Genomic DNA, 15905 nt, shown 5'->3' on the forward strand with positions numbered 1-15905 from the left:
TTAAAGTTTTTTACCTTATACATTCTAACAGCAAATAAAGTTCACTCCTGTTTTATATAAACTCATATGATAATAATTATCGTTTACTCTTGATTGAAACAATGTAACATTATAATATTGATATATTATCACATATCATTTGGAGAAATAATGAAACCTGGCATTCACCCAGATTATGAAAAAGTGGTTTTCCACGATACCGCTGCAGATACTTATTTTCTAGTTGGTTCAACAATCAAAACAGAACGCACCATTGATTATCAAGGTAGAACATACCCTTATGTTGCAATAGATGTATCGAGTGCATCACACCCTTTTTATACTGGTAAACAACGTGTTGCTCAATCTGATGGCCGCATTGCCAAATTCAACAAACGTTTTGGTAAGTTAGGGAGCAAATAATGCAAGTCTTAAGTTCTTTAAAAAGCGCTAAGAAACGCCACCCAGATTGCCAAATCGTAAAGCGTCGCGGTCGAATGTTTGTAATATGTAAGTCAAACCCACGCTTTAAGGCAGTACAAGGTAAAGGTAAAAAGAAGAAATAAATGAAAAAAAGGCGCATTAAGCGCCTTTTGTTTTGTCAGCTTTATACTGATGACATATCAGTTAAAGGAACTGTCTACGAAATTTATGCGTGTTTTTCACCAAGATATAACCAGGTTTCAAGCACTGTATCAGGGTTTAGTGATACCGAATCAATACCTTGCTCTACTAACCACGCTGCAAAATCTTCATGATCTGATGGACCTTGCCCACAAATACCGACATATTTGCCTTTCGCTTTAGCGGTTTGGATCGCCATTTCTAATAGTTTTTTGATTGCAGGATTACGTTCATCAAATAAATGTGCGATTAAGCCTGAATCACGGTCAAGACCTAGCGTTAACTGAGTTAAGTCATTAGAACCGATTGAGAAACCATCGAAATACTCTAAGAATTCATCTGCTAATAATGCATTTGATGGCAGTTCACACATCATAATTACTTTAAGTCCATTTTCTCCGCGTTTTAAGCCATGCTCTTCAAGTAATTCGATTACACGAGCTGCTTCTTCAAGTGTTCGAACAAATGGGATCATGATCTCTACATTGTTTAAGCCCATATCGTTACGAACGCGCTTAATTGCTTCACACTCTAGAGCAAAACAATCACGGAAATCTTCAGAGATGTAGCGAGATGCACCACGGAAACCAATCATTGGGTTTTCCTCATCAGGTTCATACTGCTCACCACCAACAAGATTAGCGTATTCGTTAGATTTAAAATCAGACATACGCACAATCACACGCTCTGGTGCAAAAGCAGCTCCTAGGGTTGAAATACCTTCAACAAGTTTGCTGATGTAGAATTCAACCGGCGTTTCATAACCCGCCATCATAAAATCAATTTCAGATTTCACATCATCAGATTGCGCATCATAATTAATCAATGCTTTCGGATGAACACCAATCATGCGGTTAATAATAAACTCAAGACGAGCTAAACCGATTCCAGCATGCGGTAAGCGAGCAAAATCAAATGCTCTGTCTGGATTACCCACATTCATCATGATTTTCATCGGTAGTTCAGGCATTTCATCAACACGTGATGTTAAAACTTCGTAATCAAGAAGACCTTGATAAATGTAACCGGTATCCCCTTCGGCGCACGATACGGTTACTTCTGCGTTATTTTCAATTGTGTCGGTAGCATTACCACAGCCAACCACTGCTGGAATACCTAATTCACGTGCAATAATTGCTGCGTGACATGTACGACCACCACGATTTGTAACAATCGCTGCAGCGCGCTTCATAATAGGTTCCCAATCAGGATCTGTCATGTCGGTTACAAGCACATCGCCTTGCTGCACTTTATCCATTTCATCAATCGAGTTAAGAACACGTACAACACCTTTACCAATTTTATGGCCAATAGCACGGCCTTCACATAATACGCTTGAAGAACCATTAAGCTGGAAACGCTCCATAACATTAGCGTCTTCATTTGAACGCACTGTCTCTGGGCGTGCTTGTACTATGTACAATTTACCGTCATTACCGTCTTTAGCCCATTCGATATCCATTGGACGACCGTAATGTTTTTCAATGATCACCGCTTGTTTTGCAAGCTCCATCACCTCTTCATCAGTGATTGAAAACTTGTTTGAACGCGCCTCTTCAATATCAACAACTTCAACTTGTTTGCCATGAGATTCATCGCTTGAATAAATCATCTCAACCGCTTTTGAACCTAGTGTACGGCGCACAACAGCGGGACGATTTGCTGCAAGTGTTGGCTTGTGAACATAAAATTCATCAGGGTTTACTGCACCCTGAACAACCATTTCACCGAGGCCATAGCTTGACGTAATGAATACTACATCTTCAAACCCTGATTCGGTATCGATGCTGAACATAACACCTGAAGAAGCTTTATCAGAGCGCACCATGCGTTGAATACCAGCAGACAGGGCAACACCACGGTGATCATAGCCTTGGTGTACACGATATGAGATTGCACGGTCATTAAATAGGGACGCGAATACGTGCTTAATTGCAACCATTACAGCATCAATACCACGCACATTTAAAAACGTTTCTTGTTGACCAGCAAACGACGCATCAGGCATGTCTTCTGCCGTTGCAGAAGAACGAACAGCAAACGAGACATCTTGATTAGCATCACCATGTAATTGTGTGTACGCTTCACGAATTGCAGTGTCTAAGTTACTTTGGAATGGTGTATCGATGATCCATTGACGAATCTCAGCACCTACACGTGCTAATTCATTAACATCGTCTACATCGAGTTTATCAAGCACATCATGGATTTTGTTATTAAGACCAGACTGATCAAGAAATTCATTAAACGCTTCAGAGGTTGTTGCAAAGCCGCCAGGGACAGTTACACCTGCGTTTGCAAGATTAGAAATCATTTCACCAAGAGATGCGTTTTTACCACCAACTCGTGGTACATCGCTCATACCAAGTTCTTGATACCAAAGTATATATTGCACGGAAATTCTCCATAAGCAAAGGTTGTGAGAGAGTGTTATCTAATCCTAGTTTAGATAACAACAAGTTGCTAAATGAGAACGCCAATTACACCTGCGAAAATTTTGAACGGGTAGCAGAAATCAACAATTCTATTCAACAAGCTAATACCAGTTTACAGAGTTGAATAAGCGAGGTAAAGCAGGGAAACCCCAGAAAATCAAGGACAAATACCCTAATTTTAAAATGTATTAAGCGTAAATTCGCTATTTATGAATTTTTATGCTGGTGACACCGGTGCCATTTAGAAAATAAGCATAAAGCAATTCATTTTATTTTTTTTGAATATGATAGAAGATTTTTATAAAAGCGAATCGATTCAGTTTTTAGTTTCTTAATTGAAACTTGTAACAAAATATTGATTAAATTATGATTCCAAATGAAATGGATTTTAAGGCTAAGGAATAGCCTATTGGTTTACCTCCCCCTGTAGTTGAAATCTCATTGCAAAAGTTAATTAAAACAAGGAATGCAAATGAAACGCTCCCCTGGACAAAAGCGCAAATTAATTGTGCAAGGCATCAGCCTATTCGTATTTTTAATCATCACATACTTTGCCAGTCAATATTATGGAAAAATACATAATGACTCATTAGCTTGGACAAAAAACAGTTATTCAGTGCTAGGCACAGTGATAGGTTTAAACAGCGAAGAAGAAGAATACCGTAATCGTAAAGGTCGAAAACGTACTGAAACTTTATACTACTTACAATACCGTGTTGAAATTGACGGGGAATCATATGAAGAATTCAGTGAAATTACACACTCTTTATATAACTCGTTAGCAGTTGAAGACTCTGTAGATGTAATCGTTTCACAAAGTGGTGACTACTTTGACCTTAAAGCGAATGTTGATGAAGCTAAGGCCAGTAACAATCTTTTAGGTTACGCTGTTAAAGTAGGTATTTTTACAGCGCCCGCATGCCTTTTCTTATATTACATTTTGTCTATTATTTTTGTTAGAGAAGCAGCCAACGCCTTACCTGAAGGGTTTTACAACAACAACTCTTGGTTAGACATTGATGACTTTTATCTAATTTGGCTTGCAGATAATCAACTCATCTCTGTCAAATTTGATAAAAACGAAGTGAGTAAAGTGCAAAATGCCTATCAAAAACAAAGCACGTTAGATGAAATAATCTCTTTAATTAAAAAGCCCAAGGTAATTACAATACCACTTGATGAAATAACAGAAGTCACAAGTAAACATAACAGCGATGTACTCTCAATTAGTGTCGGTGATGCTGATCACAGTATTGAGTTTTTAAACCAAGCGGTTAAACATCATGCTTTAGACCAAATAAAGACTTTGTTACCGCAGCATCTTATCCATACTACTAACAAAAAATCACGTTTTATGGCGGTATTACCCTGGTTAGTCGTAGCAGGTATTTGCGCGGGAATTATGTTCTTTCTTGGCAAATCGATTTTAAGCACGTTACTTGCTTTATTTGTTATTGTGAAAGTGTTGCCTAAGCTTATTGCGCGTCTCATTTCGCCAACCGTTGTACAAACATGGCAAGTTCCTGAAGTAAGCTCTTAACTCTTTTTTAATTAGCTAAAAGCCTACTTGGCTTTTAGCTAAATCAAATTAGTGCATAAATTACTGCGCTTTTTATTGAGCTAGAAAGCGATATTTGTTTTGATAGATTATCTCTCACAACACTAAGGTTTTTATGCGCAGCGCATTTTATATATCTGATGGTACAGCAATTACCAGTGAAGTATTTGGTCATGCCACACTGTCATTATTTCCGGTAGAATTTAAACACATCACCATTCCATTTGTTGAAACCGAACAAAAAGCCTATGAAGTAAAACTTCAAATTGATAAAGCATTTAAACAAAGCGGCGAAAAACCACTCGTGTTTTTCACATTTGTTGAACCTCAACTTAGCGATATTATTTTATCATCCGAGGGTCAGTGCTTTGACTTTCTGACTGCATACAGTGGCCAAGTTAAAAATACCATTGGCGTTGAGCCCGTACCACGTACACATCGAACGCACTCTATTCATGAAAAGAGCTATGATTTTCGGATTGACGCGGTTAACTATGCACTTGCAAATGATGACGGCAGTAATTTAAAGGATTACGACGTAGCTGACATAATATTAGTTGGTGTAAGTCGCAGCGGTAAAACACCCACCAGCTTATATTTGGCACTACAGTATGGAATTAAAGCGGCAAATTACCCCTTAACCGAAGATGATTTAGATATGATGCGTTTACCGAACGCGTTACAAAATCATAAAAAGAAATTATTTGGTTTAACCATAAATCCTGAACGTTTAGCAGCTATTCGCAACGAACGTATGGCAAATAGTAAATACGCTTCTTTAAGGCAATGTCGCCTCGAAGTTAGAGAAGCAGAGATGCTGTATAAAAAACATAAGATTCCACACCTTAGCTCTACTCACTTTTCTGTCGAAGAAATTTCAGCGAAAATTTTAGCTGAAACGGGTCTCGAACGACGTAAATATTAAAATAAACCAAAACGACCTGTTACTTGTGTTCAGGTCGTTTTATCTCTCAAGATAAAACTAATTTATTTATTAATCGTATAATTCCATCTTATTGTTGTGACATTTTTAATAAATCTATGCCATATTTTAGACAGGAGTCAGTTATGTAAGGATTTATAGAACCTAATTTTGGTACCTTATGCGATTCATTGTTTTCTGCTTTCACGCATTGTTAGTTATATGCAACACGAGCTACGCGAATGTCATTGATATCTATATTCGTGACGACGTTTATGAAGATTACACAACCTTTGTTAATAACCGTGACGTATTACAAATCACCGACTTCTCAGGTCAGGCAATCAGACGTGATGTCGTCGATATGATCATCGCGCAACAAGCGCTTTCTCTTGGTGGCTTTGACTATCGGTTTAATTATATCCCAGGCAAAGTGAACTTCCGAAACACCAGAATGCTCGAAACCGGGAAACTGTTAATTAGTTTTGATTCTTACTGGCTTTCGGATGCCCATGCGCAAGCGCGCCATTTATATATCAGCAAGCCGTTAATACGACGTGGCGAATACATCGCTGGGATTTACACGCAATCAGGGCGTGAAAACACAATCAAAATCAACAGTATTGTTGATTTCAAGAAATATACTGCTGTCTCTACACCCAAATGGCGAACCGATTGGCAAACACTTTCCGCGTTACCTTTAAAAGAATTGGTAATTGAGCATGAATGGATAAGCATGGCGCGTATGGTTAATTCTGGTTGGGTCGATTTTATGTTAATGCCCTTTCATTCAACCCCCGATAGACGATTCAAACTGGATAAAATTGACCTTGTTCCGTTACCTAACATAGCGGTTGAATTAAAAGATAGCAGGCATTTTGTTATTAGCCGAAACCACCCTCTCGGCAAGAAAGCTTACTTAGCAATTGAAAAAGGGCTTACGCAACTTCGCAATCGAAATGCAATTACGCGAGCTTATACGCAAGCCGGCTTTTTTATCGATAAATCAAGCTATACCATTATTAATGGAGAAAACACGAGCCCTAATAAGTAACATCCTTAAGCCAAAATCATTTTAAAAACGGTTTTAATTTTAATTACTTCGATGTTTAAAACTAAAAGACTTTTCTTTGATTAATTTCCCACTTTTATCAGTAGGGGTTGTGTAAAAATTAACATCAAGTTGGTTTTTAACATTATCAATTTCAATGTGTGCGAAGCCCCAAGTAAATGCTTTATTCCAAATAAGTTCATATTCTTGGTATTGCTTTTCTTGGTATTCTGCCAAGCCACGATGAATACCTCGCATTTTAGACGCAGCGCCACTGATAATCAGTGGTAATGGTGGTTTGTTCGAATTACTCACACGAGAGCAATCATCACTCAATAATTCAAGGTCGTGTTCATGTCCTGCAATATAAGCATCTGCATATTGACAGAGCTCAGGCAAAATCATGCGTCTTAGCACGTGTGCTTCATCATATTTTGTCCCACCGATAGACCATAACACATGGTGCCCATAGACGATTTTCCATTTGGCCGTTGATTGTTTTAAACCATTTGCCAGCCAAGCGAGTTGTTTATGATCTTCACCGTTTAACGGGACTTCATGGTTTTCAATTTCTTCAATTTTAGCAACGCCAGAAGCCAGTGCAGTTGCCAAACCTTGCTCACTACCATCTTTTGCTAATGGGATTTCGTAATAATGCTGCCCGGATAAAAGCATGTTTGTATCAAGCACGAAAAACTCTACATCATTCCCAGGTTCACCTTGTTTGTAACTGTAATACCCCTGTTTATCCATATGGAAATTGGGTTGATTTGCCATCCACGCTGTTTGTAACGCCACGCCTTTGCGAGATGTTTTCCAGTCATGATTACCCAGTGCAGAGTAAACGACCATATTTGGTACTTGTTTAAATAACGGTTGTAGAGGTGCAAGAATTAAATCATTCATTCGTTTTTGATCATCCTTGCCATCGTTTGCGTCAGCGCCATCAGGATAAATGTTATCTCCTAACTGGATTCCAAAATCACAGATAACCGATTTACATAATGTCGCCATTGCTTGTCCAACACTTGCAGCGCCAGTATCTTCTGTAGCAATTGTAGTGCCTGGGTAAATATAAATAGGCGCATGTCCAAAGTCAGACATTGGACGATGTTCTTCTTGCCAGTCCGCCTTTTCAGCGGCAATAAATTCCGTTTTTGTTTTTGGTTTATCTATATGCTTTTGTTTTGGGTAATCAGGATGATAGCCGCCGTCACCAAATGCCAAGAAAGATATTTTGTCGTCAGCAAAACACGGTGTTAGTGCGGCAGAAAGTACTAAATTTAATAGAATATACTTTGTTTTCATATAATAAAGCCGCTGAGACACCTCAGCGGCACCTCTTTATAGTGATGTAAATGTAAAACCTAACTCGAAAGAGCGACCATACGTTTCATATTGCAAGCTATGCTTTGAATTACCATGATATAAATAGAATGGTTCATCAGTGATATTAATTGCATTGAAATAAACTTGTGTTTGCTGGTTAATGTAATATTTTGCACTGAAGTCAAGTTGTGCATGTGCATCTTCGTATACCGCAGCATCACCTAGCTCATACTGATAAGATTCACTTTTATAACTGCCACTGATACGCGCACTCAAGTTTGCCGTTTCATAGCCAAACATCAAATTGGCAACAGTGTCTGATTGATTCGGCAATTTATCATCTGCATCAATAAATGTGCCGTTGGCTGAGAACATCAAACCGTTTTTGAAGTTTTTGGTCCAAGCTAGTTCAACCCCTGTTAATGTGGCTGAACCACCATTAATAGGCTGGATCACTTGCTCGAATCCTTGCCATGCAGGCATATCCTGTACTTCAGCAATAACAATATAATTCTTAATATCTTTAAAGAATAACCCTGCAGACATAACACCAATGTTGCCAGGGTAGTATTCAATCGAGGCATCTAGATTCATTGATTCATAAGGTTTGAGATCTGGGTTACCCACCTCGGCCTTTCGCTCGGTTGTAACCGCCCCCTCGTCATCAACGATTTCTGTTTCGATTAGTTGATAAGCCGCGCTATCGCCAAAAGTTGGACGAGCAATTGTATTGGTATAGGCAAAGCGTGTAATTAGCTTATCTGAAAAGTCATATTTTACATTAAGACTCGGCAAAAAGTGGTTATAGTCTTTATTCACATGCCAAGGGTTAATTTCCACATTTTCATTGTCGTTCACGTCATCAACAATCAGTTCAACACGATTGCCTTCTGTCTTAAAGGCTGTATCTTCGTAACGAACACCTGCAACAATGTGCCATTGTTCAATATCCAAAGTAACCATTGCATACGCAGCAAGAATGTCTTCATCACTACGGTAAGTTTGGCCAAAATTGTTAATATCAGTATCGATTTGATTAATATCGAAACCAGCTTTGTTTAGCTTAACAAAACGTGCCAATGCCTGTTGCGAAAGTCCCGGACCAAAGGCCCCTAAACTGTATTCAGGTGCATTAGTTTCAAATTCACTCGCAAATACATCGCCAAAGCCGCCATCATAAACCACAGAATTCACATCATTGGTTTTTTCACGCATTTGATATTTAGTACCGAATTTCAATTCACCATTATTATTTCGCCACACAAAGTCTTTACTGATATCGACTTTGAAGCTGGTAGAAATGTCTTCTGATAAGTTGTTTTCATTAACAATTTCATCCAATTCAAAATTAGACAGATCATGTGCAGCACTTTCATGTGCGAGATCAGGTGCATCCCAGGTGCTACGATATCCAAGTAATAAGCCTTCTGATTTAAAATCAGCATCTATACGATCAGGCTCTTTTTCATTTGACTTTGAGTAACCTAAATCATACTCAACATACCAATCATTCAATTGATTATTACCGCCTAACACCATTGATAAAATTTGCTGTTGTTCAAATCGACTCTTAGTGTCTCTATCCATATCAGCATTTAGAAAGGTTGCCGATGACTGAGTAATGCTATCTTGCAATACTTGCCCTTTATCAAACTTGTATTCATTACGCAGTCTGAATTCATCGTCTGAAAATTCGCTCCAAAGCGTGCGAAAATAATATTCTGAATTATCATTGGTTCGGTAGTCTAAATTTAATGCAGCCCCCAATCTTTCTCGTGTGATCAAATAGTGTCGCTGTTCAATTTCTTCTGCGCCGAAAAAGTCTATATCGTCACCGGTTTCGTGACTTTCAACACTGATTTCGCCCCAACCACCATCTACTTCTGAATTGTGGGAGCCAAATTTACGTTCAAACCAGCTAAATGCAGTAGCAAGACCTAACTCGCTTCCATTATCAAATTCATACACATCGGTATAACTTGCAGATACTTTTGGACTACTTTCACTCACTTTTTCATTGTAAGAGCCTTGAAATGTTGCACTATAACTTTTTCCTTCTCTGTCAAAAGCACTTAAGCTTTTAACATCAATTGAACCGCCAACTGCACTGGCATCCATATCTGGTGTAACGGTTTTACTGACTTCTAAACTTTGCACAAGCTCACTAGGGATGACATCCATGGCAACGCTTCGAACACCCGCCTCAGGGGATGGCACATTTGCACCGTTTATGGTCACATTATTAAGGTTAGGATCGATGCCTCGAATGCCAACAAAACGCCCTTCACCTTGGTCACGTTGAATAAACATACCCGGTAGACGCTGCAAGGCTTCAGCAGCATTTTGGTCGGGTAATTGGCCAATAGAATCACTGCTTACAATTGACTTAATACTCAATGCATTTTTCTGGCGATTAATTGCGCCCGCTTGTCCCGCTCGCGTACCCACAACAATCATGTCTTCGAGACTATGATGGGCAGAAGCCAGTTTAATATGCTGTTCTAAATCATCATTAATAGAAAGTTGCAGTGTTTGCGGTTTAGCACCTACATAAGAAACAATTAATGTATATTCGCCTGCTGGCACATCTTTAAACGAATAACTACCATCACGCGATGACACGACATGTTTATTTAATTCTTTAAGCTCAACTTTGGCACCTTCAAAGTAAACTTTCTGATTACTATCACTAATACGACCAGACAAAGTATTTGCTATTGTTTGTTGAGATATACAAGCGGCAAAGACTGCTAACGCGAGATGACTGCGTTTAAACAATGACGGTTTTTTGGTTTCCATTTTTTATTCTCTTTCAGGGGTTAAGATTTAAGTGTCGACTTTTTTTATGTCTCGCTACGTTGTCGACAGCGCTACCCTACAAGTCATATATTAAAAAAATATTTCATGGATATTAGTTAGTTAGCAGCTTCTTACTGTTTTTAAGCAAATAGTGAGCTGTTTGAGCTGTTTTAACCCCACCGTGTGCCAATGGAGATTAAAAGAAAGGACTTTTTTTGATGTTTTGTCATAAAAGTAACTGGATTAGTGAGCTATTTTAACCCTTTGAATGTGTGCGCAAATCATCAACAATAAGTAAAAAAACGTATTTTTATTATGAAATCCAATATTTTTAGACTGCATAGCAAGCTACTCTCGCTATTTGTTTTTTGTTTTTTCCTCATTTTTTTTGCAGTTATTCATACAAGTAATGTTAAAGAGTTACACAGCGTTAAGTGGCTTGATGTAATAGGCGAAGGTGGAATCGCGCTGATCACACTTAGCTGGTTATTGGTTACGTTACACACCCGGCCAAAGGGTAAACTCACTACGTTATTATTTGTCGGCATTATGATGGTGCACATATCAATGTTTCTCGACTTATTAGATGAGTTTTATCGCTATCAAGATAGTCATCAATGGATGTCACGTTTTGAAGCAATTCCTGCTGTACTTGGACTTATTCTAATGAGTTTGGCGCTTTTTCATTGGCATCGTGAACAACAAATCATTAATAATCGTTTGATTAAAAGTGAACGTTTCTACCGTGAACACAGCTTCTATGATTTTGTTACTGGGCTTTATTCAGCGAGCTATATGAAGATGCAAATACAATCTGAGCTCAATCACTTAAATAATGAAAACACCCCATTTTGCGTCAGTCTAATCGATATAAAATCGTTTGAACCTTACCTCAGACAACATGGTGTCACAGCTGCAAATACGTTACTTAGTGATATTGGCAGTTTAATCCAAGTTAATATTCGCAAGTCGGATTTAGTATGTCGCTATGCTGGAGATCTGTATATCGTTTTAATGCCCAATACGCAGTTATCTCAAAGTAAATTAATTAACCAACATGTAGTTAAAATGATTCAACAACATGTGCTGTATTTAAGTTCAATCTCAAGTTATAGCGATGTTCATCATACAACAATTCAAGCTACACAAGGAGATGATGTAGAGCGTCTTTTACAACGCTTAAATGCGTTGTTACAACAGGAAAAAAAGGCTGCTTGATGGCACATCAGCTTACTTTTTTTGAGAGCCATCATAAGGTAATTCCGTGTATTGGCGTGCTTGTTCCCCTTGTATCAATGGCGCAAATACAAGGTATGTCAGCCAGTAAAATCCTGAATGGTACAGGCTTAACATACGACGACCTGTTAAATCATGATTTAACGGTTAGCTTTGATCAAATAGAAACCTGTTTTGAAAACATTTTTTCACAGCTACCTTACAATGAAATTAGTTTTCAAGTCGGTAAACAGTATTTTTATCAAAATCATACACCGATTAAAACGGCGCTTTTAAATGCGCGTAACTTAAACCAAGCGATCCGCATAATTTCACGATTTAGCCTTATCTTTTTTCCCTTTACCAAATTTGACAAGTTTATTGTGGGAAAGAAAACACACTTTGTTGTTAGCCATGGTGTAAAACAAAGCTCAGAACACTGTGAACGGTTTTTTACTGAAGTCATGCTCAGTATGTTAAGTACTTTTTTCAATTGGCGATTTCCAGAAATCACCATCACTATCGAATTACCCTTTAATCAGCCAAAGCATTTTGAACAATACTTTGCTTATATTAAACACCCAGTAACATTTTCAAAGCCGCTGTTTCTAATTTCACTTGATTCAGATTCATTGAATATTGAACAAGCTAGTGCGTGCAATTTATTGCGCCATCAAGCAATGCAAAGTTTGCAAGCTTATAGCAAACAATCATGTTTGCTCAGTCAACTTGCCAAACTAATCCAAAATGATCCTACAACGACATTAGAGTTAGCGGCTCACTATTTTTCATTGAGCCCAGCAACGTTAAAAAGAAAGCTTAGACTTCACAATACCAATTTTAAATATGAAAAAGACCTTGCATTAAAGCATCTCACTGTATTTGATCTAATGCATAACGCAGCTTCTAACCAAGCCCTTTCCGATAAGCTGGCAATTAGTGATTTAACCAATTTTCGTAGAATGTTTAAACGCTGGACGGGAAAAACGCCAAACGAACTTCGTTTGGCGAAATAACCTAGGGTACTTAACTTAGCGGAAATTCGACATAATTGCTGGAAGCCCAGGTAATAAACCTACCAGCGCCATTACACCGGTTAAAACAACAAACATAATCAATGGAATAATCCAGCGATTCATTGATGTTAGTTCCTTGCTGCGTTCTTTACAGCCGATTAATCCTAAGTTGTCTAATAACATGGTCAGTGACCAGCCAAATGCTGGATTCACAAGCGCTGAAGAAAATACAACGATTGCTGCTGACTGCGTTGTCTTACCCTCTCGCGTCATTTCCATGCCTGCTTCTAAAAGCGGAATAAATACACCAACAATCAAAGCAACACACAGAACTGGCTGCCAAATTGCTAAATCCATCGGGTAACCCCAAAGACCCGCAATAATACAAAATAAAGCGGTTAAGATTGCGCCCGCTGGAATTGGCCTTTTTGCAATTGCAGCCGGTACAATATACGTACCCCATGAAGACGTAAAATTCGCCCCCCCCATTAAAGAGCCAAACGTTTGCCTAACAGAGGCACTTAGCATGGTGTCATCAATGTTCATTTGTACCTTTTCAGTACGTGTTGGGTAACTAATTTTCTGAAATACTTGATGCCCTAAGAAATCAGGTGACCACATCGCAACAGCGAGTACGGCAAAAGGTAATACCACAATAAAGCTCTCTAATGTCGGTAAGCCAAGCATCCAGCCAGTATTTTCTCCCCACCAATACATTGGATCCATATTGGGTAAACCGGGGCCTGTTTTAAATTCAAATGGCGCACCTAATAAAAACGCTAATCCGCCGCCTAATAAACAACTGAGCGGAACGGCAAGCCAGCGCTTTTTAAAATGCTCTAACAAAGCGTAAAGCAGAATTGTGGTAAAGATGATTATGAAGGCTATATGTTCCATATTGATCCCTTCAGCCCATGAAAACAGTTTTTTGACTTGTGAGGTGGTGCCAATAAATCCTAAGTAAAGTAATAAACCGCCACACACACCACGACTGGTCAACCCAGCCAATATGCTGCCACCTTTGCTAATCGCCAGTAATAAGCCGAATGCTCCTATCAATAAACCAAATGCCATAGGGTGACCACCTGCTGCAACCACAATAGGAATAAGTGGAATTAACGGTCCATGGGTTCCTGCTAAATTGGCAGTAGGTAGTAAAAATCCTGAAAACAATAAAATGAAAATTGATACTATTAACAATTCATATCGAACATTTTCTAGTATAAAGCTGTCACTTAAACCAAGCGGTCCTGCAAAGGTCGCTGCTATTGCGCCAACCATAACCACTTTTCCGATCGTGCCAGCCATTGCGGGAATGGTATCTTCTAGCTCGAAACGGTAATCGCGAAAAGGTAAATTAGCTCGCCAACGTTTTGGCTGCATAATTTGTAGTTCATGCTCAAGATAGTCATCTCGGCTATTAAATTCTGAGCTGGGTTTATGAAGGGATTCATAACTATTAGATGTTATGTCATCTTTGTTGGGATTTGCTGTTGTCATTACATCTCCTACTTCGGATGTTAAATTGGTAATGCCAACAGGGTAACTTAGACGCTCAATGTTGAGACTAAGCAATAAGTCGAGTAGTAATTTGTAAATTAAGTCGTGTTGCCTGGTTTTTATACTCTTCTATTTTGATTAAAACGCTATCCCTTTATTTTTAAGGCCTGACTTTGAATATTACTTACTTATCAAATTATTTTGAAGCCTTTAGCTTTTAGTCTAACATCACATCAAAAATACAAAAAAGGCCAACAAGTAATGAGCTTGCTGACCTTTTTTCAGAAAACAAATCGTTAGACACTTTTCGCTAGTTGCTTAATGCAGCTAAGCGCTTTATCAATTTGTTCATCAGTTACATAGGGTGCAGGTCCAAGTCTTAGTTGATCACCGCGACTATCTGTTTGAATGCCATGTTCGGCAAGCATCATCACCCACTTAGCAGCTTGTTTAGTTGTGAGTGATAAAAAACCAGCATTATCATTTATTGTATGACTTGGTAGTGATAACACATTATCGGATAAATCCATGCATTCAATCCCTTGCCACAAACGTGATATTTGTCCTTTGTTTACACTAGAAAGCACTTCTGCTGTTAAATTTTGCTCTTTAAAAAAATCAAACACGGAAGCTGCGCGATAATGACTCGCTGGATCGTATGTAGAGCCAGCGAAGGCTGCTTGTCCTTTACCGTAACCAACTTCACCCGGTGCTTGATCTAAGCTTTCAAATTCTGCAAACCAGCCAGTAATAATTGGGCTGCCATTATAATCACAAGGAATGCGCATAAAACAATTACCCTCTCCTGCTTGGCAGTATTTGTAACCACCACCGACAATAAAGGCACTGTCTAACCGCCAATCATAAAGATTAAATGGAATCACATTAAGGGCATGATAAGCATCAACAAGGCACGGGATGGCTAATTTTTTTGCAGCCTCGGCAACATCACCCACAGCACGAAAGATTCGACTAGATGAAAAAAATACTGCTGAGACAAGTACTGCATCGGTATTTTCATCAAGTGCATCAATAATTCTATCTGATAAGGTATCTGCTGGATGTGTATCGATAACGTTTATTTCAATATTGAGTGCTTTTAGTCTATCTAACTGCCTGCGCATTGAATGAAATTCGCCATTGGTTGTCACTATTTTTATTGGCGTATGTTTTTTTGTTTTAAAACAGTTTAAGTCTGATAAAAAACGCAGTATCAATTCATGAGTTGATTGGCCAAGGGCTATTTGTCCATGTGGTTCACCCATTAAACCACGATAAAAATTCCGGACTTGCTCCGCTTTTTCAAATGCCGCCCCCCACTTATCATCAATGTGTTTTGCAGCGTCTTTAAAACAGGCTAATAAACCATCTTTGGCAACATTTGGCCATGCTTGGTGCGAATGTCCTGATAATAAAATCCGGTTTTTAACATCAAATTCTGAATAAAAAGGGTGTAATTGTTCTGCTTGCATTTTGG

The 15905-nt window shown here is 38.6% G+C and carries 12 protein-coding genes; 7 read left to right on the forward strand and 5 right to left on the reverse strand.

Annotated elements, in window-relative coordinates; all coding sequences use genetic code 11:
* Window positions 1–150: 150 nt before the first annotated feature.
* A complete protein-coding gene (locus OM33_RS19010) occupies window positions 151–402 on the forward strand; it encodes a type B 50S ribosomal protein L31 (RefSeq protein ID WP_040135952.1) in 252 nt (83 codons plus the stop codon).
* A complete protein-coding gene (gene ykgO / locus OM33_RS19015) occupies window positions 402–545 on the forward strand; it encodes a type B 50S ribosomal protein L36 (RefSeq protein WP_040135953.1) in 144 nt (47 codons plus the stop codon). Before OM33_RS19010 ends, ykgO begins: the two co-directional genes overlap by 1 nt.
* Before the next feature lie 83 nt (window positions 546–628).
* On the opposite strand, the gene ppsA is transcribed toward ykgO, so the two are convergent.
* Window positions 629–2998 (reverse strand): phosphoenolpyruvate synthase, encoded by a 2370-nt coding sequence (gene ppsA / locus OM33_RS19020; RefSeq protein ID WP_040135954.1) that lies wholly within the window; start codon window positions 2996–2998, stop codon window positions 629–631.
* Window positions 2999–3510: 512 nt separating this feature from the next.
* Between ppsA and OM33_RS19025 the strand changes: the two genes are divergently transcribed.
* The 3 genes from OM33_RS19025 (at window position 3511) to OM33_RS19035 (ending at window position 6572) form a co-directional block, all read left to right on the forward strand.
* Window positions 3511–4578, forward strand: a complete 1068-nt coding sequence (locus OM33_RS19025) for a hypothetical protein (protein WP_040135955.1) — start codon at window positions 3511–3513, stop codon at window positions 4576–4578.
* 133 nt (window positions 4579–4711) lie between these two features.
* Complete coding sequence (gene ppsR, locus OM33_RS19030; RefSeq protein ID WP_040135956.1) at window positions 4712–5521, forward strand: posphoenolpyruvate synthetase regulatory kinase/phosphorylase PpsR; 810 nt, start codon at window positions 4712–4714, stop codon at window positions 5519–5521.
* Between the two features lie 178 nt (window positions 5522–5699).
* On the forward strand, window positions 5700–6572 hold the full coding sequence (locus tag OM33_RS19035; RefSeq protein WP_040135957.1) for a hypothetical protein: 873 nt from the start codon (window positions 5700–5702) through the stop codon (window positions 6570–6572).
* Between the two features lie 39 nt (window positions 6573–6611).
* On the opposite strand, the gene OM33_RS19040 is transcribed toward OM33_RS19035, so the two are convergent.
* Entirely contained in the window at window positions 6612–7877 is a 1266-nt protein-coding gene (locus OM33_RS19040) for a metallophosphoesterase (protein WP_040135958.1), read from the reverse strand.
* A 36-nt stretch (window positions 7878–7913) separates the two neighbouring features.
* Window positions 7914–10697 (reverse strand): TonB-dependent receptor, encoded by a 2784-nt coding sequence (locus OM33_RS19045; protein ID WP_040135959.1) that lies wholly within the window; start codon window positions 10695–10697, stop codon window positions 7914–7916.
* A gap of 315 nt (window positions 10698–11012) precedes the next feature.
* Here OM33_RS19045 and OM33_RS19050 point away from each other — a divergent pair, with 315 nt between their 5' ends.
* Window positions 11013–11915: a GGDEF domain-containing protein gene (locus tag OM33_RS19050; RefSeq protein ID WP_040135960.1), complete on the forward strand. Its 903-nt coding sequence runs from the start codon at window positions 11013–11015 to the stop codon at window positions 11913–11915.
* On the forward strand, window positions 11915–12928 hold the full coding sequence (locus OM33_RS19055; protein ID WP_040135961.1) for an AraC family transcriptional regulator: 1014 nt from the start codon (window positions 11915–11917) through the stop codon (window positions 12926–12928). Before OM33_RS19050 ends, OM33_RS19055 begins: the two co-directional genes overlap by 1 nt.
* 15 nt (window positions 12929–12943) lie before the next feature.
* Here the strand turns inward: OM33_RS19055 and OM33_RS19060 are convergent, their stop codons facing one another.
* Window positions 12944–14428: a DUF3360 family protein gene (locus OM33_RS19060; RefSeq protein ID WP_040135962.1), complete on the reverse strand. Its 1485-nt coding sequence runs from the start codon at window positions 14426–14428 to the stop codon at window positions 12944–12946.
* A 296-nt stretch (window positions 14429–14724) separates the two neighbouring features.
* The gene (locus tag OM33_RS19065; protein ID WP_040135963.1) at window positions 14725–15900 is read right to left on the reverse strand and encodes a kynureninase; all 1176 of its coding nucleotides are present in this window, start codon (window positions 15898–15900) and stop codon (window positions 14725–14727) included.
* Window positions 15901–15905 lie beyond the last annotated feature (5 nt).

Origin of the sequence: Pseudoalteromonas piratica (assembly GCF_000788395.1) — a bacterium.
GTDB lineage: Bacteria > Pseudomonadota > Gammaproteobacteria > Enterobacterales > Alteromonadaceae > Pseudoalteromonas > Pseudoalteromonas piratica.

Coding starts and splice junctions, on each gene's coding strand:
- OM33_RS19010 (WP_040135952.1), top strand. CDS start 151: ATGAAACCTGGCATTCACCCAGATTATGAAAAAGTGGTTTTCCACGAT.
- ykgO (WP_040135953.1), top strand. CDS start 402: ATGCAAGTCTTAAGTTCTTTAAAAAGCGCTAAGAAACGCCACCCAGAT.
- OM33_RS19025 (WP_040135955.1), top strand. CDS start 3,511: ATGAAACGCTCCCCTGGACAAAAGCGCAAATTAATTGTGCAAGGCATC.
- ppsR (WP_040135956.1), top strand. CDS start 4,712: ATGCGCAGCGCATTTTATATATCTGATGGTACAGCAATTACCAGTGAA.
- OM33_RS19035 (WP_040135957.1), top strand. CDS start 5,700: ATGCGATTCATTGTTTTCTGCTTTCACGCATTGTTAGTTATATGCAAC.
- OM33_RS19040 (WP_040135958.1), bottom strand. CDS start 7,877: ATGAAAACAAAGTATATTCTATTAAATTTAGTACTTTCTGCCGCACTA.
- OM33_RS19045 (WP_040135959.1), bottom strand. CDS start 10,697: ATGGAAACCAAAAAACCGTCATTGTTTAAACGCAGTCATCTCGCGTTA.
- OM33_RS19050 (WP_040135960.1), top strand. CDS start 11,013: ATGAAATCCAATATTTTTAGACTGCATAGCAAGCTACTCTCGCTATTT.
- OM33_RS19055 (WP_040135961.1), top strand. CDS start 11,915: ATGGCACATCAGCTTACTTTTTTTGAGAGCCATCATAAGGTAATTCCG.
- OM33_RS19060 (WP_040135962.1), bottom strand. CDS start 14,428: ATGACAACAGCAAATCCCAACAAAGATGACATAACATCTAATAGTTAT.
- OM33_RS19065 (WP_040135963.1), bottom strand. CDS start 15,900: ATGCAAGCAGAACAATTACACCCTTTTTATTCAGAATTTGATGTTAAA.